Source organism: Actinomyces radicidentis (genome assembly GCF_001553565.1).
GTDB lineage: Bacteria > Actinomycetota > Actinomycetes > Actinomycetales > Actinomycetaceae > Actinomyces > Actinomyces radicidentis.
This window is the reverse complement of record NZ_CP014228.1, coordinates 1,521,909-1,547,687: the sequence shown is the minus strand read 5'-3', so window position 1 is coordinate 1,547,687 and position 25,779 is coordinate 1,521,909. Positions and strand designations below refer to the sequence as shown.

The following is a 25,779-nucleotide window of genomic DNA, read 5'->3' as shown; positions in this document are numbered from 1 at the left end:
TGCACGGTCGGTGACCGCTGCGCACAGGGGCGGTGAACTCGTCGTGAACGCTCCGGCGCCCCGAGGGCCCGCCCGACGACGTCCCCGGTCTCCCCTGCGCCGAGTTCGCACCTTTCGCGCCGACGTCGACGGGCCGGGGCACAGGGGCGGCGCGAGACCTCGGACTCCGGCGCAGTCGACGGCCGCACCCTAGCTCAGCGCGCGGACCGACCGAACTCAGCGGCCCTCGGAGAGGACCGGGCGCTGCTTCTCGATGGCGACGGCGCGGACCTTGCCGCGGGGCCGCCGCGCCATGTGGACGACCATGATCTCGCCCGTCTTGAGCCAGGGGTCCTGGTCGGGGACCGAGCGCAGGAGCTTGCCGGGGGCGTACTCGGCGATCTCGTCCATGACGCTCGGGAGGACTGGGCGGTGCGTGCACAGCGCAACCGGTCGGCACCGCTCGCGGATCACCCGGGACACGGCCTTGCGGACGTCCTTCGGCTTCTTGGCATGGGCGTGCTCAGTCAGGGCCGGGTCCGTCTCGAGCTCGAGGCCGGCGGCCGCGGCGAAGGGTGCGACGGTGTCGACGCAGCGCTTCCACGGGCTCGTGACGACCCGCCCGACGCCGTAGGCGGCGAGCACGGGGACGACGGCGGTGGCGCGGACCTCGCCCTGGTCCTTGGTGAGGGGGCGGGTGGCCTCGTCCTCCTCGGCGCTGCGCTCCTTGGGGCGGTTCCACACGGAGCGCTTGACGGCGCGGGCGTGGCGGACGAGCACGAAGGTCCACGTGTCGAGCTTGCCGTCCTCCCACAGGTCGACGAGCTCGCCGAGGAGGTCGCGGTCGACGCCGTGGGTGAGACGCTTGCGGGCCTCCTTGGAGGTCATCCACTCGACGCCGTCGATCTCGGCGGCCGGAGCCGGCTCGACGGCGGCGCGGGCCGCGAGGGCGGGGTCGTCGCCCCGCAGCTCGCGGGCGGCCCAGTAGTGGACCTCCTTGCGGGCGCCGTCGGAGAGCTTGTAGCGGATGGTCGTCAGCGGCTGCTCGAGGCGGATGGCGGCACCGGTCTCCTCGCCGACCTCCCGGACGGCGCAGGTCTGCAGGGACTCGCCCTCCTCGACCTTGCCCTTGGGGAAGGACCAGTCGTCGTACTTGGGGCGGTGCACGAGGAGGACCTCGAGGTTCTTCCCGGCCTCGCGCCACACGAGGGCGCCGGCGGCCCGGACGACCTTCTTGCCGCCGGACTTCTCAGCCTCGGGCGCGGAGGACTTCGATGACTTCACGGACTTGGCCATGCGGAGCCGTCCTCAGTGACGGTCCTTGACGCGCGAGCGCGCCCAGGACATGAGGGTCTCCTGGATGTCCTCGAGGCGGTTGCCCTCGTCGTCGTGGACGTGACGGGTCCAGGTGCCGTCGGGCTCCATCCACCAGGAGGTGACCTCGTCGCTGGCGGCGTGCGTGACGAGCCAGGTGAGCTCCTCGACCATGGCCGGGTCCTTGATGGACACGAGGGCCTCGACTCGGCGGTCGAGGTTGCGGTGCATGAGGTCCGCGGAGCCGATGAGGACGTCGGTGTCGCCGTCGTTGCAGAAGGCGTAGATGCGCGAGTGCTCGAGGTAGCGGCCCAGGATGGAGCGAACCCGGATGCTCTCGCTCAGGCCGGGGACCCCGGCGCGGAGGCCGCAGATGCCGCGGACGACGAGGTCGACCGGCACCCCGGCGCGGCTGGCCCGGTAGAGGGCGTCGATGGTGCGCTCGTCGATGATGGAGTTGACCTTGATGCGGATCCAGGCGTCCTTGCCGGCGCGCTTGTTCTCGATCTCCCGCTCGACGCGCTCGAGGAGTCCGTCGCGCACGGTGCGCGGGGCGACGAGCAGGCGGCGGAAGCGGGCGCGCGGCGCGTAGCCCGAGAGCATGTTGAACAGGGTCGTGAGGTCCTGGGCGACGTCGCGGTCGGTCGTGAGCAGGCCGAGGTCCTCGTAGCCGCGGGCGGTCTTCGGGTTGTAGTTGCCGGTGCCGACGTGGCAGTAGCGGCGCAGGCCGTCGGAGCCCTGGCGGACGACGAGCAGCAGCTTGCAGTGGGTCTTGAGACCGACCATGCCGTAGACGACGTGGACGCCGGCGCGCTCGAGCTTGCGGGCCCAGCCGATGTTGTTCTCCTCATCGAAGCGGGCCTTGATCTCGACGATCGCGACGACCTGCTTGCCGGCCTCGGCCGCCTCGATGAGGGAGTCGATGAGCGGGGAGTCGCCGCTCGTGCGGTAGAGGGTCATCTTGATGGCGAGGACCTTGGGGTCCGCGGCAGCCTGGGCGACGAACTCCTGCACCGACGTCGAGAAGGAGTCGTAGGGGTGGTGGAGGAGGACGTCGTGCTCGCGCATCGCGGCGAAGATGTCGCGCGCGGAGGAGGACTCCTGCTCGCCCAGGCCGGCGGCCGTGACGGGCACGAAGCGCGGGTACTTGAGGGCTGGGACGTCCAGGTCGTGGAGCAGGTTGAGGCACTTGAGGTCCACCGGCGAGGGCAGGGCGAAGACGTCCTCGTCACGCAGGCCGAGGGCGCGCACGAGGTAACGGCGCACGAAGGGGCTGATGGTGTCCTCGACCTCGAGGCGGACGCAGTCTCCGAAGCGGCGCTTCTCGAGCTCCTTCTCCATGGCGGTGAGGAGGTTCTCGGCGTCGTCCTCCTCGACCTCGAGGTTCTCGTTGCGGGTCACGCGGAAGACGTGGTGCTCGAGGATGTCCATCCCCGGGAAGAGGTGGTCGAGGTGCTGGGCGATGACGTCCTCGATGGGGATGAGGACGGTGCCGCGCTCCTTGTTGGAGGAGTCGAGCTCGTGCCCGGGGACCGTGACGAGGCGCGGGAGGGACTGCGGGAGCTTGATGCGCGCGAAGTGCTCCTTGCCGGAGCGGGGGTTGCGCAGGAGCACGGCCAGGTTGAGGGACAGGCCGGAGATGTAGGGGAAGGGGTGGGAGGGGTCCACCGCGAGCGGCGTGAGGACGGGGTAGATCTGGTGGCGGAAGTAGCGCGAGAGCCGCTCCTGCTCCTCGCCGCCGAGCTCGTCCCAGGAGGCGATGACGATGTTCTTCTCAGCGAGCTTGGGGCGGATGTCGTCCTGGAAGAGGGCCGCCTGGCGGGCGGTGAGCTCCTTGGCGCGTCGGGTCACCTCGGCGACGACCTGGTGCGCGTCGAGGCCGGAGGCGCGCACCGGCGTGATGCCCGCCTTGATGCGGCGCATGAGGCCGGCGACGCGGACCATGTAGAACTCGTCGAGGTTCGAGGAGAAGATCGCGAGGAACCAGGCGCGCTCGAGGAGGGGGAGGTCGGGGTCCTCGGCCTGCTCGAGGACGCGCTCGTTGAAGTCCATCCAGGTGAGCTCGCGGTCGGTGAAGCGGTCCTCGAAGCTCTCGAGGGCGGGCAGGCCGGCCTCGCGCTCCCGCTCGGCCTCGACACGGGCCTCGACCTCGGCGCGGCGGGCGAGCTCGGCCTCGTCGGGCTCCGGCTCGGAGGAGACGCGCTCGGAGGCGCCGGTCGCGCCGGCCGACTCGAGAGCGCGGTCCTCGTCCGCCTCGGCTCCGGCGACGTCCTCGTCGAAGTCCTCGTCCTCGTACTGGGGGCCGGCGTCGTCCGTGAAGTCGCGGGGGTCCGCGGCCTCGATGACGTGCTCCTCGTCCTCGAGGGGGTCGGTGCCGGTGGCCACGTCGTCGTCGGCCTCGGGCGCGGTCGGCTCCTCGCTCTGGGTGGCGCGGGCGCGGGCCCAGCCGCCGAGGAAGGAGGACAGGGGCGGGGCCTGGTGGCGACCGGATTGGGAGTCGCGGGCGGGGGCGTTCTCGGCGTCAGGAGTCGTCATGGTCGCATCGTCCCACGAGTTGGTGAACAGAGGGCGGCTGACGCCCGAGGCCGACCTGGACCCGCTGCGTCGCCTCGCACCCGCTGCGCGGTCCCACGTCGGGGGAACACAGCGCAGCGGGTGCGAGGCCGCGCTACAGGTGCGACGACCTCAGTCGAGCAGACCGGCGGCGGCGCGGCGGGCGGCCTCGTCGAGCTCCTCGGCGGTGGCGGTGAGGGCGAGTTCGCGACGGGTGACGCGGTCGGCGAGCTCGTCGGCGTCGTCCTCGATCCAGACGGCGGAGGAGCCGACGGACAGTGCGCGCAGGAAGCCCGCCGAGACGCGCAGGACGGGGGCGAGGGCGGTGACGGAGCCCTCGAGCCGGCCGCCGAGGACGTCGTCGAGGGCGGCGCGGACCTGGTCGGGGGCGGGCGCGGGGGTGGCGTCGGCGAGGGCCGACTCGAGGCGGGCCGCGGCCGCGGCGTCGTCGCCGAGCTCGACGACGGTGGCGTAGCGGCGCTCGATGAGGGCGGGGTCGCGGCGGATCCACTCGCGCACGAGGAAGAGGCGCCACAGGGTGCCGGGCAGGGTGGTGGCCGGGGAGTCGGCCCAGAGCTCGGCGACGTCGTCGACACCCTGGGCGGCGACGGCGCGGACGACGCCCTCGCGGGTGATGGGGTCGGGGGTGCCGTCGGGGGCGACGTCGGCGTCGACGCCGGGGAAGCCGCCGACGAGCGCCTGGGCGGCGCGGTGGGCGACCTCGGAGGAGACGGCGGTGTCCGCGGCGCCCTCGAGGTTCTCGGCGACCTCGGGGTCGAGCCGGGCGGGGCGGTGGAACTGACGGGTCATGGTGCCTCCTGGGGCGTCGGGGCGCTGGCTGGCGTCATTGTCCCCCGGGGCGGGACGGGCGCGGACGCCGCTTCACTCGTGGCCGAGCCCCGTGCAGCGGCCGGGGACCGAGCCCGTGGAGCAACCCGGGGCCGCGTCGAGAGCGTCCGCCGTCAGCCATCAGCTCCGGCTCTCAGCGTTCGCCGCGGAGCGTCTCGAGGACGCGGTCGAGCTGGCGGGGGTCGGTGAGGCGGAGCTCGGGGACGCCGTCGCGCGCCGACTCGCGGGCCAGCGCTGAGGCGTGCTTCCCGCGCACGGTCCGGGCCCACCAGCGCAGGATGGAGTCGGGGCCGAGGGCCTCGGCGAGGGTCTCCCGGTTGCCGTTGCAGATGCGCTCGCCGGTGACGATCCGGCGGGCGGTGCGGCGCAGGAGGCGGGCGAGCGTGAGCGCGGGCGGGTAGTCGAGGGTGACGGTGAGGTCGAGCCGCGGGACGATCACGTCCTCGCCGATCTCGGGGACGGCTGCGACGACCCACGTCTCCCCCGCGGCGAGCTCGGCGGCGATGGCGCGCTGCTCGTCGTCGGGGCGGATGGCCCAGGCGCCGTGGACGGCGGCGTCGGCCCAGCGGATGTCGTTGTCCGCGTCCACGGCGAGCCCTCCGACCGCCTCGGCGAGCTCGCGCACCGCGGTGGACTTCCCGGAGCCGGTCACTCCGAGGACGGCGATCCTGCGGGCGGTGAGGAGCTGGCTGCGGGTGGCGCGGGGCATGGGGGCGAGGCTACGCGAGACGCGGGGACGAGGACGTCGGGCGGATATGCTTCGGGCTGCGCGGGGACCGTCTCGGTCGGGCCGCGCGGGCCTCCTTAGCTCAGCTGGTCAGAGCAGCGGACTTTTAATCCGATGGTCGTGGGTTCGAGCCCCACAGGGGGTACTGGTGGCGGGAACGACGACGCGGGCCCCGTCCTCGTGGACGGGGCCCGCGTCGTCGTTCCCGCCCCGGTGCGTCCGGGACCGGATGCGGTCACTTACGGCGAGTGACACCGATGAAGACCGAGATGAAGACCATGGCGCAGATGACCGAGAGGATCCAGCGGATCCAGTCGACGCCGTTGGTGGACGCGACGCCGAAGAGGCCTGCGATCCAGGCACCGGCGGCGGCGCCGAGGGCGCCGAGGATGATGGTCCACAGGATCGAGAGGTTCTGGTCGCCCTTGAGGAAGAGGCGGGCCAGGGCGCCGATGATGGCGCCGACGATGATCATGCCGATGATCTGACCGATCATGGGAACTCCTTGCTGAGTCTAGGGAACGCCGTCGGCGGGGCGTGCCGACGATCGCGCCGGCGACCGGTGCGGAGCCGATCGCCGGCCCCTATTTTACAAGAGGCATGGATCAAGCGCGATTCGTAGGGGGTGTGTCCCTTAGCGTGGTGGCAATTCCCGCGGGGGCCGCTGGTCGAGGTGGCTGGGGGTCATCGCGGGTGTGATTCCGCCAAGAACCATCTGAAGGGACCCGCGATGACCCACCATCAGTCTGCCTTGTCCGTCTTGATCGGGGAACTCCTGGCCGACCCTGAGGCCTCACGCGACGAGATGTTCCGCCGTCTGCTGGCCGCCGGACTGCAGGACCTCATCGACGCCGAAGCCGAAGCGGTGATCGGCGCCTCCCGCTACGAGCGCACCCCGGATCGCATCACGCGCCGCAATGGGACGCGCTCCAAGACGGTGGCGACCACTGCCGGGGAGGTCGACCTGGCCATCCCCAAGCTGCGCCGGGGTTCCTTCTTCCCGTCCCTGCTGTCCCCGCGCAGGAGGGTCGACAAGGCCCTGTACGCGGTGATCGCCACCGCCTGGGTCGAGGGGGTCTCCACCCGCAAGGTCGATGACCTGGTCAAGGCCCTGGGCTGCGAGTCCGGCATCTCCAAGTCCCAGGTCTCGCGGATCTGCGCCGACATCGACCAGACGGTCGGTGCCTTCCTGAACCGGCCTCTGGACCACACCTGGTTCCCCTACCTCTACCTGGACGCCACCTACCTCGACGTGCGCGTCGGACACCGCGTCGTCTCCCAGGCCACCGTCGTCGCGGTAGGGGTCTCCGCCGCCGGGCGCCGCGAGATCCTGGGCATGGCCGTGGGCGACAGCGAGTCCACCGACTTCTGGACCAGCTTCCTGCGCTCCCTGCGCGAGCGGGGCCTGGCCGTGTGCGGGCCCTCCCGGCCCGAGGGTGTCGCCTTGGTCGTGTCCGACTCCCACGCCGGCCTGAAGGCCGCCGTCAAGGCGATCCTGCCCGGCGCGGCCTGGCAGCGCTGCCGCGTGCACTTCGCCCGCAACATCACCTCCCGCCTGGGATCAGCACGCTCCAAGCCCGTCAACGCCCTCATCTCCACGGTGTTCGCCCAGACCAGCCCCCAGGCCGTGCGCGCCACCTACCACCAGGTCACCGACTCCCTGAGAGGCACCTTCCCGGACATCGCCGACATGCTCGAGGCCGCCGAGGCTGACCTGACCGCGTTCGCCGCCTTCCCCACCGAGCACTGGAAGAAGATCTGGTCCAACAACCCCATCGAACGCGTCAACGCCGAGATCAAGCGCCGCGCCGACGTCGTCCAGGTCTTCCCCAACCCAGACTCCGTGACCCGCCTCATCGGCGCCGTCCTGCTCGAGCAGCACGAGCAGTGGCAGTACGGCGAACGCCGCTACCTGTCCCAGACCTCCATGCAACGACTCACCCACACCCTCACCAACGACACCCAACCCCTGCCCCTGACCGCCTGAAAGAACACCACAACAAGGGACTTGACCTTCGTAGGCCGAATCGATATGAGTTCTGACCTACGAAAGCACGGCGAGAACGCCGTTTTCCGTGGGTCGAAAGGTCTAAGACACTCGGGCGGGTCGGCCCCGGTTCGACGGCCCGTGCGGGCTCGGCGCCACCGGTTCGCGGTCGAGGCGGAGACAGCTCCGCTCAGCGGGCGGCGCCGGAACGCCCCGAGCCGGAGCGTCCGTCGCGTCCGCCGTGACCACCACGGCCGCCGCCTCCCGAGCGCCCGCGCCCGGAGCGGCCGGAGCGTCCCCGCCCGGAGCGGCCCGAACCGCCCTTCGAGCCACTGCCGGAGCCGCCGCGGGTCGCCGCGGTGCCGCCCTTGACGGCGACGCCCTCGGGCATGTCCTCGGCGGCCACGACGGGCGCGATCTCCCCGACGAGCTCGGCCACCGCGGCGTCGTCGGGACGGATCCGCTCGATGTCGGCCTTGATCCTCGCCTTCTTGAGCAGCACCTGGACGTCGTGCTTCTGCTCGGGCAGGACCAGGGTGACGACGGTGCCGGCGGCACCGGCGCGCGCGGTGCGGCCGGAGCGGTGCAGGTAGGCCTTGTGCTCGGCCGGCGGGTCGACGTGGACGACGAGCTCGACGCCGGAGACGTCGATGCCGCGGGCGGCGATGTCGGTGGCGACCATGACGTGGGCCTCGCCCGAGGAGAAGGCGTGCATGGCGCGCTCGCGCGCGTTCTGGCTCATGTTGCCCTGGAGCTCGACGGCGGGGATGCCGTGCTGGACGAGCTTGCGGGCGAGGCGGCGGGCGAGGTGCTTCGTGCGCGTGAAGAGGATGCGCTGGCCGGTGCCGGAGGCCAGCCGGAGGACGACGCCGTCCTTGGCGGTCTTGTCGGCGAGGAGCCAGACGCGGTGGTCCATGTCGCGCACCGGGGAGGAGGCCGGGTCGACGGAGTGGTGGAGCGGGTCGCGGAGGAACTCGTCGACGATCTTGTCGACGCCGTTGTCCAGGGTCGCGCTGAAGAGCATGCGCTGTCCCTTGGCGGGGGTGGCGCGCATGATGCGGCGGACGTTGGGGAGGAAGCCGAGGTCGGCCATGTGGTCGGCCTCGTCGAGGACGGTGATGGAGACGTCGTCGAGGTGGACGATCCCCTGCCCCATGAGGTCGAGGAGACGGCCGGGGCAGGCGACGACGATGTCGACGCCCTTGGCCATGGCCTTCTCCTGGGGCTTCTGGGAGACGCCGCCGAAGATGGTGGTGACGGTGAGCTCGGCGGCGTCGGCGAGCGGCTTGATGGTGTCGGCGATCTGGATGGCGAGCTCGCGGGTGGGGGCGAGGACGAGGCCGATGGGGCGGCCCGGGTCGGCCATGTCCTCGGCCGCGAGGCGCTGGACGAGCGGGAGGGCGAAGGCGAGGGTCTTGCCGGAGCCGGTCCGGCCGCGGCCGAGCACGTCGCGGCCGGAGAGGGTGTCCGGGAGCGTCGCGGTCTGGATGGGGAAGGGGCGGGTGAAGCCGCGGGAGTCGAGGTCGGCGACGAGGTCGGCGTCGACGCCGAGGGAGGCGAAGGTGGCCTCGCCGCCGGCGGGGACGTTCGAGGAGGCGAAGGGGGCGCGGGGCGCGGTGTGGGTGCGGTTGGGCACGGGGGTCCTGTTCTGAGTTGGCACCGCGCGCACGACGGCGCAGGCCGGGTGGCGCGCGACGGTGCGACGGGGTGCCGGCGTTCAGGGCTCGACGGCGCCGCCGCCGTCAGGGGCGCGCGCCGGAGCCGTGGCACCAGCCGGGCCGCGGCGGGTCGCCGGGCCGGTGGCCGAGTCTTCCAGGCGCGCCTCTCCCCCGCCATGACGAAGCCCTCGCGCGCCGCGGGCGGTTGTGTGAGGCGCGTCTAGCGGCGTCGGCCCGCTCAGGAGCGGGCGTAGCCACGCAGGCCGCGGTCGAGGAGGAGGCGGCGCACCTCGGAGACGAGGGCGCGCATGGCCTCCTCGGCGTCCTCGGCGTCCCCCTCGGCGATGGCGCGGGCGACCCGCTCGTGGAGCTCGAGGGCCTCGGCCTTGGGGATGTCGATGTCGCCGCCGAGGCGGGCGCGGCCCCGCAGGACCTCCGTCATGACGCCGGTGAGGGCGGCGAAGGCGTCGTTCTGCGAGGCACTCAGGATGAGGCGGTGGAACTCGGTGTCCGCCTCGAGGTAGGTGGAGACGCCGCCGTGCGAGCCCTGCTCGTGGATCGCGGCGGCGAGGGCGAGGAGGCGCGAGCGCTGATCCTCGGTGGCGCGGCGGGCGGCGGAGGCGGCGGCGACCGGCTCGACGGCGGCGCGCAGCTCGGTGAGCGCCCCGAGCTTGGGGCCGCGTGGGTCGACGTCGAGCTGCCAGCGGATGACCTGCGGGGCGAGCGCCTGCCACTGGTCGCGGGGGCGGACGACGACGCCGACCCGGCGCCGGGGCACGACGAGCCCGAGGGACTCGAGGGTCTTGACGCAGTCTCGGGCGACGGAGCGCGAGACGCCGTGCTCGGCCTGGATGGACTCCAGGGTGATGGCGGCGCCCTCCGCGAGCGCTCCGCCGACGACGGCGCGACCGAGGGCGTCGAGGACCTCGGCGCTGCGGTCGGTGGCTGGCATCGCGGTGCTCCGGGACGGGGACGGGGTCGGCTGGATCCTAGCCGCCGACGTCCTCCGACCGGGTCCGACGGGCACGTCCGTGACGGGGCGGAGCCTCGTCTGAGCCCCAGGCTCGAGGCGGGCGGCGGCGCCCTCCACCACGCGCCGCCCCCCGGTTACATCGCACGTCAGCGGTGTTATGGTCATACCAATTCGACAACGTCGTCACCGGAGGAGCCGCCGACCATGAGCGCATCCCTTCCCCCCGCCGAGCACCTCGTCCTCATGGGCGTCGCCGGCTGCGGCAAGACCACCGCCGCCGAGCGCCTCCACGACGTCCTCGGCTGGCCCGTCGCCGAGGCCGACGACTTCCACCCCCGGGCCAACATCGACAAGATGAGCGCCGGCACCCCGCTCACGGACGAGGACCGCTGGCCGTGGCTCCGCTCCCTGCGCGACTGGATGTCCGAGCGCGCCAAGGCCGGCGAGTCGGCCATCGTCACCTGCTCCGCCCTCAAGCGCTCCTACCGCGACCTGCTCGCCGAGGCCAGGGGCCGGGTCGTCTTCGTCCACCTCGTCGCCGAGCAGTCCACCCTTGAGAACCGCATGGCGCACCGGGCCGGGCACTTCATGCCGACGACGCTCCTGCCCTCCCAGCTCTCCACCCTCGAGCCCCTCGAGCCCGACGAGGACGGCGTCACCGTCGTCTCCCGCCCGACCCCCGAGGAGACCCTCGCCGCGATCCTCGAGGCCGTCGGCCTCGAGCCCTCCCGTTCCTGACACCAGCCCCTGCCCCACCCCCGGAGAAGACAATGACGTTGCTCCTGCCCCTCGCGTCCTCGGACGCGGTCGCCCACTCCTCCAACCACGCGCAGCTCCTCGCCGCCGCCCTCATCGGCATCGCGACGATCATCGTGCTCATCGTGTGGAGGAAGACCCACCCCTTCCTCGCCCTCACGCTCGGCTCGGCGGTCCTCGCGCTCGTCGCGGGTATCCCCCTCACCGACGCCTTCACCTCCTTCACCAACGGGCTCGGCTCGACGATCGGCAGCGTCGGCACGCTCATCGCGCTGGGCGCGATCATCGGCCGCCTCCTCATCGACTCCGGCGGCGCCGACCAGATCGTCGACACGGTGCTGGCGCACACGACTGAGCGCCGCCTGCCGTGGGCGATGGCCCTCATCGCCTTCGTCGTCGGCATCCCGCTCTTCTTCGAGGTCGGCATCGTCCTCCTCATCCCCGTCGTCATGATCGTGGCCCGCCGCGCCCACCAGCCGCTCATCCGCCTCGGCGTCCCGGCCCTCGCCGGCCTGTCCGCCCTCCACGGCCTCGTGCCGCCGCACCCCGGGCCGCTCATCGCCATCGACGCGCTGGGCGCCGACCTCGGCGTCACCCTGGGCCTCGGCCTGCTCGTCGCGATCCCGACCGTCGTCGTCGCCGGCCCCGTGGCCGCCCGCTACATGGCCCGCTGGGTGCCGATCGAGGCCCCCGAGCCCCTCGGCGCCTCCGACGACGAGCACGAGGGCCCGCGACCCTCCTTCGGCGCCGCGCTCTCCGTGGTCGTCCTCCCGGTCGTCCTCATGCTCCTGCGCACGGTCGTGGAGACCTCGGTCGGCGAGGACTCGAGCAGCCCCGTCGCGCACGTCGCCCTCTTCCTCGGCCAGCCGATCGTCGCGCTGCTCCTGACGGTCCTCGTCTCGATGGTCGTCTTCGGCTCCAACCTGGGTCTGTCCCGCACCGAGGTCTCCTCGCGCGTCGGCGCCTCCCTCGGGCCCATCGCCGGGATCCTCCTCATCGTGGGCGCCGGCGGCGGCTTCAAGCAGACCCTCGTCGACTCCGGCATCGCGACCATCATCGCCACCTGGATCCAGCAGGCGGCCGTGCCCGCGCTCATCGCCGGCTGGCTCGTCGCCGTCGCCGTCCGCCTCGCCACCGGCTCGGCCACGGTCGCGACGATCACCGCGGCCGGGATCATGGCCCCGCTCGCCTCACAGATGCCGACCACCGAGGCCGCGCTCCTCGTCCTCGCGATCGGCGCAGGCTCGGTCTTCCTCTCCCACGTCAACGACGCCGGCTTCTGGCTCGTCAAGGAGTACTTCGGCATGACGGTCGGGCAGACCTTCAGGACCTGGTCGCTCATGGAGACGGTCCTGTCCGTGACCGCGATGGTCGTCATCTGCCTCATCGCGCTCGTACTCGGCGTGCTCTGACCACGACGGCGCCGCACGCAAACGCCCGGCCGGGATCGCTCCCGGCCGGGCGTCGTCGCGTCCGTGCTGCAGTGCTTCTCAGCGACCCCGCAGGCTCGCCAGGGCCACCGCGGCCGAGATGAGGACGAGGCCCACGAGCTCGCCGGCGTTGGGCATCTGATGGAGCATGACGACGCCGATGAGGAGCGAGGTGGCCGGTAGCAGGGAGGACAGGAGCGCGAAGGCGTCCGCGCTGAGGCGCTTGAGCGCCACCTGCTCCAGGCCGTACGGGACCGCCGTGGAGAGGACGCCGACGCCGACCACCATCGCGAGCGCGGAGAACGAGGAGAAGGCGCCGCCCGCCGTCGGGATGCCGAGGGGCGCGTAGACGAGGGCGCCGCAGGCCATGCCGACGGCGAGCGAGTCCAGGCCGGAGCCCGCCGAGGCGACGCGGCTCCCCAGGAGGATGTAGGCCGCCCACGCGGCTCCCGCGCCGAGGGCGAAGAACAGTCCGACGCACTGGGTCGCGTCCCCGACGTCGATGCCGAGCCCGGAGATGGAGATGACGCCCGCGAGCGCGAGCAGCGCGGCGACGCGGGGCCGCCACCCGCGCCCGGTCACGAGGGCGACGATGACGGGGCCGAGGAACTCGAGGGACACCGAGGTCCCGAGCGGCAGCCGGGCGATGGCGCCGTAGAAGATGACGTTCATCGTCGCCGTCGCGATCCCGAAGAGCGCCGCCGAGGTCAGCGCCGCGCGGGTCCACGGACGCCGCCACGGCCGCCGCCAGGCGAGGAGGACGATCGCCCCGACGAGGACGCGCCACCACGCCACCGTCGTCGACGGCATGAGGGCGAAGAGGGAGACGGCGAGCCCGGCGCCGACGTACTGGGACAGTGCCGAGCCCATGAAGATGAGCGGCGCCGGAACGGCGCCGGAACGCGGTACGCGGAGGGACGGGGGCATGCCCGCACCCTCTCAGACGCGCGGGCGGCGCGGGAAGACCGCTCGCGGCGCGGGCCGACCGCTCAGCCCAGCAGGGCGCTCGCGAGGAGGACGACCGGCACGAAGCCGGCGGTCGTGATGAGGACGCAGTCCCGGGCCAGCGGCTTCGCGGCGCCGTAGCGGGTGGCGTACATGAAGACGTTCTGGGCGCAGGGCAGGGACGCCGTCGTCACGGGGACGAGGAGGTCGCCGCCGCGCAGCCCCAGGGCCGCCCCGATCCCGAGCGCCATGAGCGGGACCACGACGAGCTTCCAGGCGACCGACGCCCACAGGACGACGCCGCGCTCCGAGCGGTCCTCGAGGGCGCCCGCGGTGGCGGCGTCAGGAGACGCCGCACCGGCCTCAGTCCCCGCCCCGGCCGCAGCGGGATCCGTCGCGTCGTCGGCCCCGCCCGCGCCGCCCGGCGCCGTGGGCAGGCGGCGCGGCTCGGTGATCGTGAGGCACCGCGTCACCTTGGGCGAGGAGGCCGCAAGGCTCATCCCGAGGGACAGCATCATGACGGTGACGGCGAGCGCGCCGAGGGCGTCGAGGCTGTCCGCGACGAGCCCGCCGAGCGGGGCGGCGAGGTCGATGCCGAGGACGTTGACGAGGAGGCCGACGGCGACGCCGATGAGCAGCGGGTTGCGCAGCGGCGCCGTGAAGGTCACCAGGCGCGAGTGCTGCCCCTGGTAGGTGACCTTGTCGAGGATCGCGAAGGCCACCGGCGCCAGCACGAGCATCTGGAGGAGCACGATCGGCGCGATCGCGGTGGCGTCCCCGAGCAGGAGGATGAGGACGGGGATGCCGAGGTTGGCGGCGTTGACGTAGCCGCCGGCGAGCGCCCCGATCACGGACTCGGCGACGTCGCGGCGCAGCAGGTAGCGGTGGACGCACCAGGCGGTGAGGACGCCGAGGGTCTCGGCGGCGAGCCCGGCCACCGTCTGCGGCGAGGCGACGGTCGCGAGGTCCGCGTTTCCGACGGTGGTGACGAGGAGCGCGGGAGTGGCGGCGTAGAAGCAGGTGCGGGTGAGGATCGTGTCCGAGCCGGCGGGGACGCCGCCGGTGCGCACGAGCAGCCAGCCGACGGCGATGACGACGGCGAAGACCGCGAGTCCGCTGATGACTCCGCCCACGAGCCGTCCTTCCCCGAGCCTGCTGGTGCCGGCTCAGCCTACGGCGTCGAGGTCTACCCAGGTCCCGGCGTGGTCGGAGACGACGAAGGTGCGGGTGCCCGACGCGACGGCGCGCAGGAGGGGTCGCCCCTCCCCCGCCCAGCGCGGGGCGGACACGGCCGCGTCACCGGCGAGGGGGCGGCCGTCGGCGTCGACCGGCCAGGGGTCGGTGAGGACGTGGTCGATGCGGTGGTCGGGCTCGCGCGCCGGGTAGGTGTTCCCCGTGCCGACCTCGCGGGCGACGCCGAGGGCGGCGACCTGGTGGGTGCGCAGGTTGAGGTCGCCTGCCAGGACGTGCGGGCCGGGCAGGGAGGCGAGCGCCCCCCAGGCGGCGGCGAGCTGCTCTCCGGCCGTGTCGACCCGGGTGGCGAGGTGGGTGGCGGCGACGGTGAGCCCGTCGACCGGGGTGACGGCGGGCCCGGCGGCGTGGCGGCCCGCGGGGACGGTGGGGTCGCCCGAGACGACGACCTCCGCGCTGATGAGGTTGCGCATGGTCGACGTGGCGACGCGGTAGCTGCGCGGGTCCCACGCGCTGCCGCCGCGGCGGGTGACCTGGGCGGGGCCGCGGCCGAGCCGCTGGACGCGCCAGGTGGTCACGGGCAGGCGGGTGAGGAGCGCGTTGCCGAAGCCGGCCGGCGGCCGGCCGAGCAGGGCCCGGACCGGGCCGAGGACGTCGTCGGCGGGCGCGGCGAGCTCGGAGCGGAGCGGGCGGCGGCGCAGGCCGGTGACGGAGCCGGCGTAGGTGGCGGCGAAGCGGTGCTCGTTCCACCCGAGGAGGCGGGCGAGCTCGGCGGCCTGGTCGAGGCGGCCGGAGCGGCGCTGGCCGAGGTCGACCTCCTGGAGGGCGATGACGTCGGGGGAGATCTCGCGGACCTGGTCGGCGAGGGCGGCGAGGACCTCCCGGGCCGTGCCGGGGTCGGTGATGTCGGCGGACGCGAGGGGCGTTCCCTCCCCGCCGGCGCCGGGGGCGCCGTGCTGGAGGTTGAGACTCAGGAGGCGGATCACGTCAGGCCCCTTCTCCGGCGGGCTCGGGGTCGAAGGTGAGGCTGACGGAGTTCATGCAGTAGCGCTGACCGGTGGGGGTCTGCGGGGCGTCCTCGAAGACGTGGCCGAGGTGCCCGCCGCAGGTGGCGCAGCGGACCTCGGTGCGGACCATGCCGTGGGAGGTGTCCGTGGACAGGGTGACGGCGTCGGAGTCCTTGGGGTCGTAGAAGGACGGCCAGCCGCAGTGGGACTCGAACTTGGTGGTGGAGCGGAAGAGCTCGGCGCCGCAGCCGCGGCAGCGGTAGACGCCCTCGCGGTGCTCGTCGAGGAGGGCCCCTGTGCCGGGGCGCTCGGTGCCGGCCTCGCGCAGGACGTGGTACTCGAGGGGCCTGAGCCGCTGGCGCCACTCGGCGTCACTGCGGGCGATGGCGGCGGGGTCGAGGCTGGGGGTGCTGGGGTTCTGCTCGGTCACGCCGTCCATCGTCGCGCGCGCGGGTCCCGCTGGCGAGGGCAGTTCACGCTGCGGGAACGGGAGCGACGGCGATCAGCCCAGGTCGGCGGGGCCGGCGTTGCGGCGCTCGACGGTGTCGGCGTTCGGGTCGTCGGGCGCGGCCGCGCCGGTGGACGGGGGCTCGGCCGGGCGGATCGGCTGCTGCCCGGCGGTGTCGGCGTCGTGGGCCCGGGAGCGCGCGGAGCCCGGGCCCTGCGGCGCCTGGGCGTCCTGCACGGCGTCGTCCTCGCCGAGGTAGGCGCGGCGCTCGACGGCGCCGAGGACGGTGGTCTCGGCCTGGCTGCCGCGCTGCGGCGGCACGTGGTCCCGGCGCCCGGAGCCGCGGCGCGGCTGGCGGCGGGCGCGCCCCTTCTCGTGCTTCTCGACCCTCCCGGCGGCGCCATGGGTGTGACCCCTCCCGGCGGGGCCGCCGGCGACGACGTCGTCGGAGGACTCCTGCTCGCCGGCGCCGTGGAGGTCCTGCGGGAGGATCGCGCGGCGGCGGACCTTCTCCCGGCGCGAGCGGCGCAGGCCGGAGCGGCCCTTGGTCGCGGCGCGCACGCGGGCGGCCCCAATGGGGTCGTCGGCGGTCGAGGAGGCGGTGGCGGTGATCGCCGTCGTCGTCGCCGGGTCGTTGGTCGGGTGCTGGAGGGAGACGAGCTCCTCGGCGAGGCGGGCGACCTCCTCGTCGGTGGGGTCGTGGGAGACGTCGACGTGCTCGACCTCGACGCGGGTGCGCGGCAGGGCGTAGGGCGCGGACTTCTGGAGCCAGGTGATGAGGGACTCGCGCACGTGGCACTGGAGGGCCCACAGGTCGTCGGCGTTGGAGGCGGAGACCGTGATGCGCACGGTGACGTCCTGGGCGCTCGTCTCGGTGATGACGAGGCCGGCGACGCGCCCGTCCCACACGGAGGAGGCGGCGACGACGCGGGCGAGCTCGGCGCGCATCATGGCGATCGGCACGCGCCAGTCGCACTGGAGCTTGACGACGCCGATCATCTGGTGGGTGCGGCGCGACCAGTTCGTGAAGGGGTTCTGCGTGAAGTACGTGGACGGGAGGATGAGGCGGCGCTCGTCCCAGACCTTGACGACGACGTAGGTGAGGGTGATCTCCTCGATGTTGCCGTAGAGGTCGTTCGCCTCGACGACGTCGTCCACGCGGATCGCGTCCGTGGTGGCGAGCTGGATCCCGGCGAAGACGTTGCCGAGGGTCGACTGGGCGGCGAGACCGGCGATGACGGAGACGACGCCGGCGGAGGCGAACAGGGAGCCCATCGCGAAGCGCGCCGCGGGGAAGGTCGCGATGACGCCGACGACGCCGCAGATGACGACGATCGCGGAGGCGACGCGGCGCAGGATCTGCATCTGCGTCGTGACGCGGTTGGCGCGGCCCTGGTCCCCGGCGGCGCGGACCGAGCCGTCCACGGAGGCCTCGACCGCCTTGAGGAGGCCGACCGCGAGCCAGGTGAGCGCCAGGATGATGGCGACGAGGAGGCCGTGGATGCCGATCTGCGCCCAGGTGGGGGTCTCTATGTCGACGACGGCGATCTGCGCGGCGAGGTAGGCGCCGGTGAGACCGGACAGGACGTAGAGGGCGCTGCGGCAGTAACGGGTGATCTCCGTGTAGAGCGCCCGACGGCGCCCCATGCCGCGCAGGATGACGACGACGATGAAGGCGACGACGACGCCGATGAGGACGCCGAGGCCGGTCTTCCAGGCGACGGAGAGGACGTCGACGGTCGTCTCGGCGACCTGGTCGACGGTCTGCTGGACGTCGCTCGTGGAGGAGTCGCTCGGGGTGGGCGTGGCGCCGTCGGCGGCGAGGATCCCCGCCGCGGTCCCGCTCGTCGTCATGACCTGGGTGAGCGCGGTGAGAGGCAGCGAGGCGAAGGACATGGCCCCCAGGCTAGGGCACGGGCCTGGGCGCGGTGCCGAGGCCGGCTGGGCGCGCGCTGTGCCCGCGCCCCCGCTCGGCGTACGACCAGAGCAGCCTGCCAAGGCGCCGAGCGCGTACCGTTCGCGCCGAACGCGGCACCTAGGGGTACGCGTTCGGCGCGAAAGGTACGCGCTCGGCGAGGAACGTACGGAGTGCGAGCGAGGCTCGGCGCGGCTCGGGCCCGCGCGTCAGTCCCGCGGCGCGTGAGGCGGAGGATGAGACGGGAGGGGAGGGCCTCAGGACGAAGCGAAGGCCCGGATCCTTGTGGGACCCGGGCCTTTCGCAGTGGCTCCGACCGGCGTCGATCCGGTGACCTTTCGATTTTCAGTCGAACGCTCTACCAACTGAGCTACAGAGCCTTGGGATGGGTTCGGCCCGATCATTGCTGACCGGGCCGAACCGCTTCCGCGACCTCGACGGGACTTGAACCCGCGACCTCCGCCGTGACAGGGCGGCGCGCTAACCAACTGCGCCACGAGGCCTCGTTCGGCACGAAGCCAGACTCTAAACGAGTCGTTTCCACTCACACGAATCCGTACCCCCAACGGGATTCGAACCCGTGCTACCGCCGTGAAAGGGCGGGGTCCTAGGCCGCTAGACGATGGGGGCCTGTTGCCCTTGGCGTCGTCGCGCCTCGAACCGGGTAGAACACTAAGGGGCGATTCTCGCCGGACGCAAATCGCCTGAGCGTGACCCTCCTCACCGCGACCTCGCCCCGGAATCGCACCGCTGTGGGAGGCTGCTGCCATGAGCCCCGTGCACCTGAGCCCCGAGGACTTCGAGACCGCCGTCGACGACGCCCTCGACGCCATCCCGGAGGACCTCGCCTCGCGCATGGACAACGTCGTCGTCCTCGTCGAGGAGGAGCCCGACGCCGAGCTGCTCACGGAGGAGGACTACGACGAGGACGGCCTCCCCACCCTCCTCGGCCTCTACGACGGCGTCCCCCTCACCGAGCGCGACGAGGGCTGGACCCTCGTCCTGCCGGACCGCATCCTCATCTTCAAGGGACCGCTCGAGCGCTGGTGCCGCACCCGAGAGGAACTCGTCGACGAGATCACCGTAACGGTCCTGCACGAGGTCGGCCACCACTTCGGCATCCCCGACGAGCGCCTCCACGAGCTCGGCTGGGAGTGAGTCCGACGGCGTCGGAGCACCGGCCGGGTCACGAACGGGCAGCAAGCCCGCGCCCGCCCACGGCCCCGCCGCACGCCGTCGGTAGGGTCGCGACCATGGCCCCTCCCCTCCCCGCTCGTCCTGTGCGCCGCCGCTCCCTCCTCCTGGGCGCCGCCACCGCCGCGGCCCTCGCCGGCTGCACCTCCACGGACACGGCGTCCTCCGGCGGCGGCTCCGCGAGCGCCGCGTCGTCGGCACCCGGATCGGCCACCCCCTCGACCTCCCCCTCCGCCGACGCGGGCCCGACGCCGTCCGCCTCCGCGAGCGCGACGGCAGCCTCAACCGCGGCCGGGACCACGGACGGGATCTCCCTCGACGGCTGGACGCTCGAGCAGAAGGTCGGACAGCTCCTCGTGGTCGGCGTCGATGCCGGCTCGACGACGCCACCGGGGCGCTACGTCACCGAGCTCCACGTGGGCGGCGTCTTCCTCTCCGGCCGCTCCAGCCGCGGCGCCTCCGCGACCAAGGCTCTCGTCGACTCGCTCCAGGCCCTCGTCACCGAGGACTCGGCCCACGGCTCCCGCCTCCTCATCAGCACCGACCAGGAGGGCGGCGACGTCCAGGTCCTCTCCGGCCCCGGCTTCTCCACGATGCCGACCGCCCTCACCCAGGCGACCTCCGGCGCCGAGGCGCTCAAGGCCTCCGCGACGACCTGGGGCGCCGAGCTCGCCTCCGCCGGCGTCACGATGAACCTCGCCCCCGACGCCGACCTCGTCGACATCGCCGACCCGACGTCGAACGCACCCATCGGCCAGTGGAAGCGCGAGTACGGGCACGACGCCGCGACCGTCACCGCCTGCGCGGGCGCCTTCGCCGCCGGCATGCGGGGCTCGGGCGTCATCCCGACCTTCAAGCACTTCCCCGGGCTCGGACGCGTCACCCAGAACACGGACATCGCCTCCGGCGTCACCGACGCGGTCACCACCCGCGAGGACGCCGCCGTCGGGATCTTCCGCACCCTCATCGGCGAGGGGACCTGCGCCGTCATGGCCTCCTCGGCCGACTACTCCCTCATCGACGCCGGCACCCCGGCCTGCTTCTCCTCCGCCGTCATCACCGACCTCCTGCGGGGCGACCTCGGCTTCGAGGGCGTCGTCATCACCGACGACGTCGCCGCCGCGGTCCAGGTGAGCGACTGGACGCCCGGCGACCGCGCCGTGAGCGCCGTCAAGGCGGGCTGCGACATCGTCCTCGCCGCCGCGGACGCCTCCGTGGCCGACGCGATGGCGTCCGCGCTCGTCGAGGCGGCCCAGGCGGACGAGGCCTTCGCCGCCCGGGTCGACGCCTCGGTGCGCCGGGTCCTCGCGCTCAAGGCGACGCTCGGCTGACCGGGCCCGGGCCCGGGCAGCGGGCCGAGGGCAACGGGCTCGTCCGTCGAGCGGGGCACGACGCCGGAGGCATGAGGGGCGCCGCACGTCAATCCGTACGGCGCCCCTCATGACGCGGTCCCTGCTGCGGCCGGCGGCACCACCGAGGGCGCCGGACGGCGCGTCTCAGCGGTACGTCGTTGTGCCCTCGGCCGACCTGGTCGTCGAGAGCATCTTCGCGAAGCAGTCGTCCTCCCCGATGCTGCGGGAGTCGCACCACGCGTTCGCGTCGGTGTCGCTCGTCGCCCCGACATCGGCGAGGAGGACGTACCAGTCGCCGTCGGCGGTGAAGACCGACCAGTCGTGGGCGCGGGTGAGGATGATGGTGCCGTAGGTGGTCGTGTAGTCGAAGTACTGCTGGAGGATCGTCCGGTTGTCCCAGGTGGGGCCCTCGACCTGGAGCCCGACCTTCTTCGAGGAGAGCTGGGCGTACCAGTGGCCCTCGGCGTACTGGGCGTGGCGCGCCGTGTCATCAGCGAGGCGCCCGAGCGCCACCTCAGCCGCGGTCTCCTCCTCGTCGGCGCCGCCGCTGCTCTCCGAGGCGGTGACCGTGACGCTGCTCGTGGCGTCGGCGGAGTCACCGGACGCGGACGAGTCGGAGCGGTCCGCGGTCAGCGTCGCGGCGATCTCCTCGCCCGGCGTGACGTCCCCGATCCGGTAGTACTGGCCGGCGGGGAAGGTGACGGTGACGTCGGCTCCGCCGCCGCTCATGACGGCGGGCGAGGTCGAGAGGTCCAGCTCGCCGATGGCGACGGTGCTGCCCGGGCTGTCCCAGTCCTGCGGCGAGGTGAGCAGGACGTGGTTGCGGGAGCCGGTGAGGACGTCCCCCTCGCTGCACGACGGCGTGACGTGGAGCTCGGCGGTCATGGTGCTGTTGTCGGCGGTGACGCTCGTGACCTCGACGGTGGGGTCGGTGGCGCAGGCGGTGATCGTCGCGGGGGCGTCCTGCGCCGCCCGCCCCTGGGATGCGGGGGAAGCGCCCGCGGCCGCGGAGTCGCCGGCGGCGCTCGTTCCGCCGGCCGCGTCGCCGGAGTGGCCGCGCCCGATCATCCAGCCTCCCGCGGCAACGAGCACGAGGACGACGGCCAGCGCTCCGGCGATGAGGCCGCGACGCCCCCGCCCGGGGCCTGCGCTCGGTGCCGGGGAGGCTGCGGCGGGTACCGGGGCCGGTGCTGGAGCCGGGGCGGGCGCGGCGCTCCACGCGCCCGGCGCGGGAGCCGAGGCGGCTGCGGGAATGACGGCTGGTGCGACCGCGGCGCTCCAGGCGCTCGGAGCCGAGGTCGGGGCGGCGCCGGACGCCGCGGTCGGGGCGGCGGGCGTGCCGGCCACCTGCCCGGCACGGGCGGCGAGGGCGGCGTCGACCTCGGGCACACCCATGTCCCCGAGCCACGTCAGCAGGTCGGGGTAGCTCGCGGGATTCGCGGCCAGCGCCGGCCAGAGGTCCTTCCGGCTCGCGGCTATGGCGGCCTGGAGCTGCGTGTCGGTCGTCTGGGAGGCGAGGGCGGCGTCCGCGTGTCGGGCCGCCGCCTCGAACTGTGCGGGATCCATCCGGAGCCCTTCCGGGAGAGGGGGTGAGTCGTACGGGACCGCGGGGAACGGCCCCTCCCAGGACCCTAGCGACAGGCTCGTCAGAGCGCCGCAGGACGCTGTCACGGAAGCGTCTCATCTCACCGCTCACGCCCCTGCCGCCGGCGTCGACCGATCGGTAGCCTCGACGCACGATGCCCACCTCCTCCCGTCGGTCCTCAGGGACCTTCCTGCCCACTGCCGACTCCCCCGTCCCGCAGCCGCCCACGAGCTCGGGCGCGGCGCTCATGCGGTGGATCCTGCGGCGCGCCGCCGTGCCGCTCACCATCGCCTCCCTCGCGGCGGTCGTCTCCCAGACGATCCAGGCGATCGTCCCCGCCTTCCTCGGCGCCGCCCTCGACGCGGGCATCGAGAACGGCCTCAACGCGCGCGTCTGGGGACTCGGTCTCGGGCTGCTCGCCCTGTTCGTCGTCTACGCCGTCGGCGACACGATGAGCTCCTACTTCGGCGTCATGTCCTGGATGCGCGTCAACTTCGACATCGACCGACTCGTGGGCCGCCAGGTCTCGTCGACCGGCTCGGACCTCGGCCGCCAGGTCTCCACCGGCGAGGTCGCCTCCATCGTCGCCTCCGACGCCCAGTACGTCGGCAACTTCGTCGAGCGCCTCTCCTCGCTGGCCGGCGCGATCATCTCCTTCATCATCGTCGCCTTCCTCATGCTGCGGACCTCGGTGACGCTCGGCGCGATCGTCCTCATCGGCATGCCGATCGTCTCCTGGATCATCACCCTCGTCATCAAGCCCCTGCAGAAGCGCCAGGCCCACCAGCGCGAGGCCCAGTCCGAGGTCACCACCATCACGACGGACACCGTCGCCGGCCTGCGCATCCTGCGCGGCATCGGCGGCGAGGACGTCTTCGCCCAGCGCTACCGGGACGCCTCGCAGGAGCTGCGGCGCCGCGGCGTCGTCGTCGCCGGCACCCAGTCCGTCCTCATGAGCCTCCAGGTGCTGCTGCCGGGCCTCTTCGTCGCCGTCGTCGTGTGGGCCGCGGCGCGCATGGCGATCACGGGCGCGATCACGCCGGGCGACCTCGTCACCTTCTACGGCTACACCGCCTACCTGTCCTGGCCGCTCATGGTCTTCTCCAACTCGGTGCAGGACTACACGCGCGCCACCGTCGGCGTGCGCCGCCTGCGCCGCCTGCTCACCGTGACGCCGAGGTCGGGCACGTCCGAGGAGCGGCGCGTCCTCAACCCGCTGCACGGAGCGCGCCTCGAGGGCGAGCTCGTCGACGCGGCCTCCGGGCTGCGCGTGGCCCCCGGGCGCCTCACCGCCGTCGTGGCCGCCGACCCCGACGTCTCCGCAGCCCTGGCCACCCGCCTGGGCCGCTTCGACGACGCCGGTCCCGTCGTCACGCTCGCGAACCGGCCGCTCACCGGGATGCCGCTGGAGGACGTGCGCGCCAGCGTCGTCGTCTCCGGGGCCGCCGCCCAGCTCTTCACGGGGACGCTGCGCGAGGCTCTGGACCCGCTGCGAGCCCCGGCACCGGCGCCCGTCGGGGTGCACGAGCTCGTCGAGGCCGAGGAGGAGCGCTCCGGCGTGGCCGCCGTCGACCAGGACGTGCGCGGGGCCGCCGAGCACCTGCCCGGCGACGACCGCCTGCTCGCCGCCATCGAGGTGGCCGACGCCCACGACGTGCTGTCGTCCCTGGACCTCGGGCTCGCCGGGATGATCACGGAGAAGGGTCGGTCGCTCTCCGGCGGGCAGCGTCAGCGCGTGTCCCTGGCCCGCGCGCTGCTCACCGAGGCCCCAACGCTCGTCCTCGTCGAGCCGACGAGCGCGCTGGACTCCCACACGGAGTCGCGGGTGGCTCACCGGGTGCGCGACGCCCGTCGCGGCCGGACGACGGTGCTCGTCACCGAGTCGCCGCTCGTGCTCGAGGTGGCCGACGAGGTCGTCCTGCTCGACGCCGAGGGCCGCGAGCGCGTGCGCTCCACGCACCGCGACCTGCTGGCGAGGGCCCGTGCGGGCGAGGAGGCGGCGGTCGCGTACCGCGCCGTCGTCGCCCGGGCTCTTGGCGAGGCTGCGCCGGAGGCGCAGCCGGGGCCGGGCACGGCGGTAGTGAACAGCGAGGCTGCGCCGGCAGGTGCCACGTCCACTGACGTCGTCGCCGACTCCGGGAAGGAGACCCGCTGATGGCACTCCCCCTCGCTCCCGGCAAGGTCGCGATGCGCAAGACCTTCGGGATCATGGCCTCCTACCGGATGCGCTTCGTGTGGGTCCTGGTTCTCCAGATCCTCGCCGTCCTCGCCCCGCTCGTCGCGCCGCAGCTGCTCGGCCAGCTCGTCACGCGCGTCTCGGCCGGGCACGCCACCGCCGGCTACGTGGACCGCGTCGTCCTCATCATCGTCGTCGTCACCATCATCGGCGCGACGATCAACCGCTTCGCACAGATGTACGCACGCACGCTCGGCGAGTCCGTCTTCGCGGACCTGCGCGAGCGGATGATGAACCGAGTCGTGCACCTGCCGCTGTCCGCCGTCGAGACCGCCGGGACGGGCGACCTCGTGGGCCGCACGACCAACGACGTCTCCCGCATCGAGTTCCTCGTGCGCGTCGGCATCCCGCAGATCATGGTGTGCACGGTGACGATCGTCTTCACCATCGTCGCCGCCGCCTTCTCCGACTGGATACTGGCGCTCGGGCTGCTCGTCGTGCTGCCGCCGGTGTGGGCGATGATGAGCTGGTACCTGCCGGTCTCGGTGCCGGCGTACCGCGCGAACTCCGCCGCCTACGCGCGCCTCAACGGCGTCGTCTCCGAGACGGTCGAGCACGCGGAGACGGTCGACGCCCTCGGCATCGGCGGTCACCGCGAGGACTCCATCCACGCCTCGGTCAAGGAGGCGTGGAGCCTCGAGCAGTACACGGCGCGCCTGCGCGTGCGCCTGTTCATGGTGCTCGACGTCGCCTGGCGCGCGCCCGTCGTCGTCATCCTCCTGTGGGGCGGCTTCCTCGCCTCGCACGGCTGGGCGACGCTCGGTGCGATCACGACCGTCACCCTCTACGCGATGGAGCTGCGCAAGCCGATCGGCCAGCTCATGTTCTGGATCGACCAGGTGCAGGTCGCGCAAGCCTCTCTGTCCCGCATCCTCGGCGTCGAGGAGGTCCCCTCGGACCGCACGCCGACCGGCGCGGTGCCGGACGGGAAGCGGATCGTCCTGTCCGACGTGCGCTTCTCGTACCGCGAGGGCGTCGAGGTGCTCCACGGCATCGACCTCGAGCTCACGCCCGGCGAGCGGCTCGCGGTCGTCGGGCCCTCGGGCTCGGGGAAGTCGACGCTGGGCCGCATGCTCGCGGGCATCAACCCTCCGACGTCGGGATCGGTGACGGTGGGCGGCGTGCCGCTCACGGACCTCACCGAGGAGGAGCTGCGCCGCCACGTCGCGCTCGTGACGCAGGAGCACCACGTCTTCGTCGGCACGATCGCCGACAACGTGAGGTTGGCCCGCCCGGAGGCGGAGGAGGAGACGATCCGCGGCGCGATCGAGGCGATCGGCGGGAGCGCGTGGGTCGACGAGCTGCCCGACGGCATGGACACGATGGTCGGCTCCGGGCACCTCACGCTCTCGCCCGCGCAGGCGCAGGAGGTGGCGCTCGCGCGCCTCGTGCTGCTGGACCCGCACACGCTCATCCTGGACGAGGCGACCTCGCTGCTGGACCCGCACGCGGCGCGCACGCTGGAGCAGACGCTCTCGACGGCGCTGGCCGGGCGGACGGTCATCGAGGTCGCGCACCGGCTGTACACGGCGCAGGACGCGGACCGCGTCGCCGTCGTCATGGACGGGCGGATCGTGGAGCTGGGGACGCACGACGAGCTCGTCGTCCTCGGCGGCGAGTACGCCAGCCTCTGGGAGGCCTGGAGCCAGGAGTAGGTGCTTCTTCTCCCTGGTCGACCGT

At 73.2% G+C, this 25,779-nt stretch carries 20 protein-coding genes and 4 tRNA genes; 8 read left to right on the top strand and 16 right to left on the bottom strand.

Going from position 1 to position 25,779, the window contains the following annotated elements; all coding sequences use genetic code 11:
* Positions 1-216: 216 nt before the first annotated feature.
* From AXF14_RS06500 to AXF14_RS06485, 4 genes are all read right to left on the bottom strand, one after another.
* On the bottom strand, positions 217-1,275 hold the full coding sequence (locus AXF14_RS06500; RefSeq protein WP_067941827.1) for an NUDIX hydrolase: 1,059 nt from the start codon (positions 1,273-1,275) through the stop codon (positions 217-219).
* 12 nt (positions 1,276-1,287) lie between these two features.
* Complete coding sequence (locus tag AXF14_RS06495) at positions 1,288-3,828, bottom strand: RNA degradosome polyphosphate kinase (protein ID WP_084355410.1); 2,541 nt, start codon at positions 3,826-3,828, stop codon at positions 1,288-1,290.
* 150 nt (positions 3,829-3,978) lie between these two features.
* On the bottom strand, positions 3,979-4,656 hold the full coding sequence (locus tag AXF14_RS06490; RefSeq protein WP_067941825.1) for a hypothetical protein: 678 nt from the start codon (positions 4,654-4,656) through the stop codon (positions 3,979-3,981).
* Positions 4,657-4,828: 172 nt separating this feature from the next.
* Complete coding sequence (locus AXF14_RS06485) at positions 4,829-5,404, bottom strand: P-loop NTPase family protein (RefSeq protein WP_067941823.1); 576 nt, start codon at positions 5,402-5,404, stop codon at positions 4,829-4,831.
* Between the two features lie 89 nt (positions 5,405-5,493).
* Between AXF14_RS06485 and AXF14_RS06480 the strand changes: the two genes are divergently transcribed.
* Positions 5,494-5,567 (top strand) — tRNA-Lys (locus tag AXF14_RS06480).
* Between the two features lie 90 nt (positions 5,568-5,657).
* Here the strand turns inward: AXF14_RS06480 and AXF14_RS06475 are convergent.
* Positions 5,658-5,918, bottom strand: a complete 261-nt coding sequence (locus AXF14_RS06475; protein ID WP_211260064.1) for a GlsB/YeaQ/YmgE family stress response membrane protein — start codon at positions 5,916-5,918, stop codon at positions 5,658-5,660.
* 234 nt (positions 5,919-6,152) lie between these two features.
* On the opposite strand from AXF14_RS06475, the gene AXF14_RS06470 reads away from it, so the two are divergent.
* Entirely contained in the window at positions 6,153-7,409 is a 1,257-nt protein-coding gene (locus AXF14_RS06470; protein ID WP_067941821.1) for an IS256 family transposase, read from the top strand.
* A gap of 190 nt (positions 7,410-7,599) precedes the next feature.
* Here the strand turns inward: AXF14_RS06470 and AXF14_RS06465 are convergent, their stop codons facing one another.
* Both AXF14_RS06465 and AXF14_RS06460 read right to left on the bottom strand, forming a co-directional pair.
* A complete protein-coding gene (locus AXF14_RS06465) occupies positions 7,600-9,045 on the bottom strand; it encodes a DEAD/DEAH box helicase (RefSeq protein WP_236755300.1) in 1,446 nt (481 codons plus the stop codon).
* Positions 9,046-9,305: 260 nt separating this feature from the next.
* Positions 9,306-10,019: a FadR/GntR family transcriptional regulator gene (locus AXF14_RS06460; protein WP_067941816.1), complete on the bottom strand. Its 714-nt coding sequence runs from the start codon at positions 10,017-10,019 to the stop codon at positions 9,306-9,308.
* Between the two features lie 225 nt (positions 10,020-10,244).
* On the opposite strand from AXF14_RS06460, the gene AXF14_RS06455 reads away from it, so the two are divergent.
* Together AXF14_RS06455 and AXF14_RS06450 are read left to right on the top strand one after the other, a co-directional pair.
* Entirely contained in the window at positions 10,245-10,778 is a 534-nt protein-coding gene (locus tag AXF14_RS06455) for a gluconokinase (RefSeq protein ID WP_067941815.1), read from the top strand.
* A 32-nt stretch (positions 10,779-10,810) separates the two neighbouring features.
* Positions 10,811-12,208: a GntP family permease gene (locus AXF14_RS06450; protein WP_067941813.1), complete on the top strand. Its 1,398-nt coding sequence runs from the start codon at positions 10,811-10,813 to the stop codon at positions 12,206-12,208.
* Positions 12,209-12,286: 78 nt separating this feature from the next.
* On the opposite strand, the gene AXF14_RS06445 is transcribed toward AXF14_RS06450, so the two are convergent.
* The 8 genes from AXF14_RS06445 to AXF14_RS06410 form a co-directional block, all read right to left on the bottom strand.
* Positions 12,287-13,153, bottom strand: a complete 867-nt coding sequence (locus AXF14_RS06445; RefSeq protein ID WP_067941811.1) for an EamA family transporter — start codon at positions 13,151-13,153, stop codon at positions 12,287-12,289.
* A 62-nt stretch (positions 13,154-13,215) separates the two neighbouring features.
* Positions 13,216-14,304, bottom strand: coding sequence for an AEC family transporter (locus AXF14_RS06440; protein WP_067941809.1), 1,089 nt, complete (start codon positions 14,302-14,304; stop codon positions 13,216-13,218).
* A gap of 33 nt (positions 14,305-14,337) precedes the next feature.
* Complete coding sequence (locus AXF14_RS06435; protein WP_067941806.1) at positions 14,338-15,348, bottom strand: endonuclease/exonuclease/phosphatase family protein; 1,011 nt, start codon at positions 15,346-15,348, stop codon at positions 14,338-14,340.
* Between the two features lies 1 nt (position 15,349).
* Positions 15,350-15,808, bottom strand: coding sequence for a peptide-methionine (R)-S-oxide reductase MsrB (msrB, locus tag AXF14_RS06430; RefSeq protein WP_084355409.1), 459 nt, complete (start codon positions 15,806-15,808; stop codon positions 15,350-15,352).
* Positions 15,809-15,871: 63 nt separating this feature from the next.
* Positions 15,872-17,713 carry a mechanosensitive ion channel family protein gene (locus tag AXF14_RS06425; protein WP_084355408.1) on the bottom strand — a complete coding sequence of 614 codons (1,842 nt, stop codon included), beginning with the start codon at positions 17,711-17,713 and terminating at the stop codon, positions 15,872-15,874.
* 326 nt (positions 17,714-18,039) lie between these two features.
* Positions 18,040-18,112, bottom strand: a tRNA-Phe gene (locus AXF14_RS06420).
* Positions 18,113-18,161: 49 nt separating this feature from the next.
* Positions 18,162-18,235: transfer RNA gene (locus AXF14_RS06415), tRNA-Asp, on the bottom strand.
* A gap of 54 nt (positions 18,236-18,289) precedes the next feature.
* Positions 18,290-18,362, bottom strand: a tRNA-Glu gene (locus AXF14_RS06410).
* 138 nt (positions 18,363-18,500) lie between these two features.
* On the opposite strand from AXF14_RS06410, the gene AXF14_RS06405 reads away from it, so the two are divergent.
* Together AXF14_RS06405 and AXF14_RS06400 are read left to right on the top strand one after the other, a co-directional pair.
* The gene (locus AXF14_RS06405; protein ID WP_067941802.1) at positions 18,501-18,890 is read left to right on the top strand and encodes a metallopeptidase family protein; all 390 of its coding nucleotides are present in this window, start codon (positions 18,501-18,503) and stop codon (positions 18,888-18,890) included.
* Between the two features lie 95 nt (positions 18,891-18,985).
* Positions 18,986-20,257, top strand: a complete 1,272-nt coding sequence (locus AXF14_RS06400) for a glycoside hydrolase family 3 N-terminal domain-containing protein (protein ID WP_084355407.1) — start codon at positions 18,986-18,988, stop codon at positions 20,255-20,257.
* 165 nt (positions 20,258-20,422) lie between these two features.
* Here the strand turns inward: AXF14_RS06400 and AXF14_RS06395 are convergent, their stop codons facing one another.
* Positions 20,423-21,844 (bottom strand): variant leucine-rich repeat-containing protein, encoded by a 1,422-nt coding sequence (locus tag AXF14_RS06395; protein ID WP_067941800.1) that lies wholly within the window; start codon positions 21,842-21,844, stop codon positions 20,423-20,425.
* Positions 21,845-22,017: 173 nt separating this feature from the next.
* Here AXF14_RS06395 and AXF14_RS06390 point away from each other — a divergent pair, with 173 nt between their 5' ends.
* Positions 22,018-24,018 (top strand): ABC transporter transmembrane domain-containing protein, encoded by a 2,001-nt coding sequence (locus tag AXF14_RS06390; RefSeq protein ID WP_084355406.1) that lies wholly within the window; start codon positions 22,018-22,020, stop codon positions 24,016-24,018.
* On the top strand, positions 24,018-25,754 hold the full coding sequence (locus tag AXF14_RS06385; protein WP_067941798.1) for an ABC transporter ATP-binding protein: 1,737 nt from the start codon (positions 24,018-24,020) through the stop codon (positions 25,752-25,754). The genes AXF14_RS06390 and AXF14_RS06385 overlap by 1 nt, the downstream gene beginning before the upstream one ends.
* Positions 25,755-25,779 lie beyond the last annotated feature (25 nt).

What these genes read in the sequence shown, in the direction of transcription:
- AXF14_RS06385 (WP_067941798.1), top strand. Translation starts at nt 24,018, where the DNA reads ATGGCACTCCCCCTCGCTCCCGGCAAGGTCGCGATGCGCAAGACCTTC.
- AXF14_RS06495 (WP_084355410.1), bottom strand. Translation starts at nt 3,828, where the DNA reads ATGACGACTCCTGACGCCGAGAACGCCCCCGCCCGCGACTCCCAATCC.
- AXF14_RS06500 (WP_067941827.1), bottom strand. Translation starts at nt 1,275, where the DNA reads ATGGCCAAGTCCGTGAAGTCATCGAAGTCCTCCGCGCCCGAGGCTGAG.
- AXF14_RS06450 (WP_067941813.1), top strand. Translation starts at nt 10,811, where the DNA reads ATGACGTTGCTCCTGCCCCTCGCGTCCTCGGACGCGGTCGCCCACTCC.
- AXF14_RS06460 (WP_067941816.1), bottom strand. Translation starts at nt 10,019, where the DNA reads ATGCCAGCCACCGACCGCAGCGCCGAGGTCCTCGACGCCCTCGGTCGC.
- AXF14_RS06485 (WP_067941823.1), bottom strand. Translation starts at nt 5,404, where the DNA reads ATGCCCCGCGCCACCCGCAGCCAGCTCCTCACCGCCCGCAGGATCGCC.
- AXF14_RS06400 (WP_084355407.1), top strand. Translation starts at nt 18,986, where the DNA reads ATGGCCCCTCCCCTCCCCGCTCGTCCTGTGCGCCGCCGCTCCCTCCTC.
- AXF14_RS06490 (WP_067941825.1), bottom strand. Translation starts at nt 4,656, where the DNA reads ATGACCCGTCAGTTCCACCGCCCCGCCCGGCTCGACCCCGAGGTCGCC.
- AXF14_RS06475 (WP_211260064.1), bottom strand. Translation starts at nt 5,918, where the DNA reads ATGATCGGTCAGATCATCGGCATGATCATCGTCGGCGCCATCATCGGC.
- AXF14_RS06405 (WP_067941802.1), top strand. Translation starts at nt 18,501, where the DNA reads ATGAGCCCCGTGCACCTGAGCCCCGAGGACTTCGAGACCGCCGTCGAC.
- AXF14_RS06470 (WP_067941821.1), top strand. Translation starts at nt 6,153, where the DNA reads ATGACCCACCATCAGTCTGCCTTGTCCGTCTTGATCGGGGAACTCCTG.
- msrB (WP_084355409.1), bottom strand. Translation starts at nt 15,808, where the DNA reads ATGGACGGCGTGACCGAGCAGAACCCCAGCACCCCCAGCCTCGACCCC.
- AXF14_RS06390 (WP_084355406.1), top strand. Translation starts at nt 22,018, where the DNA reads ATGCCCACCTCCTCCCGTCGGTCCTCAGGGACCTTCCTGCCCACTGCC.
- AXF14_RS06445 (WP_067941811.1), bottom strand. Translation starts at nt 13,153, where the DNA reads ATGCCCCCGTCCCTCCGCGTACCGCGTTCCGGCGCCGTTCCGGCGCCG.
- AXF14_RS06395 (WP_067941800.1), bottom strand. Translation starts at nt 21,844, where the DNA reads ATGGATCCCGCACAGTTCGAGGCGGCGGCCCGACACGCGGACGCCGCC.
- AXF14_RS06425 (WP_084355408.1), bottom strand. Translation starts at nt 17,713, where the DNA reads ATGTCCTTCGCCTCGCTGCCTCTCACCGCGCTCACCCAGGTCATGACG.
- AXF14_RS06455 (WP_067941815.1), top strand. Translation starts at nt 10,245, where the DNA reads ATGAGCGCATCCCTTCCCCCCGCCGAGCACCTCGTCCTCATGGGCGTC.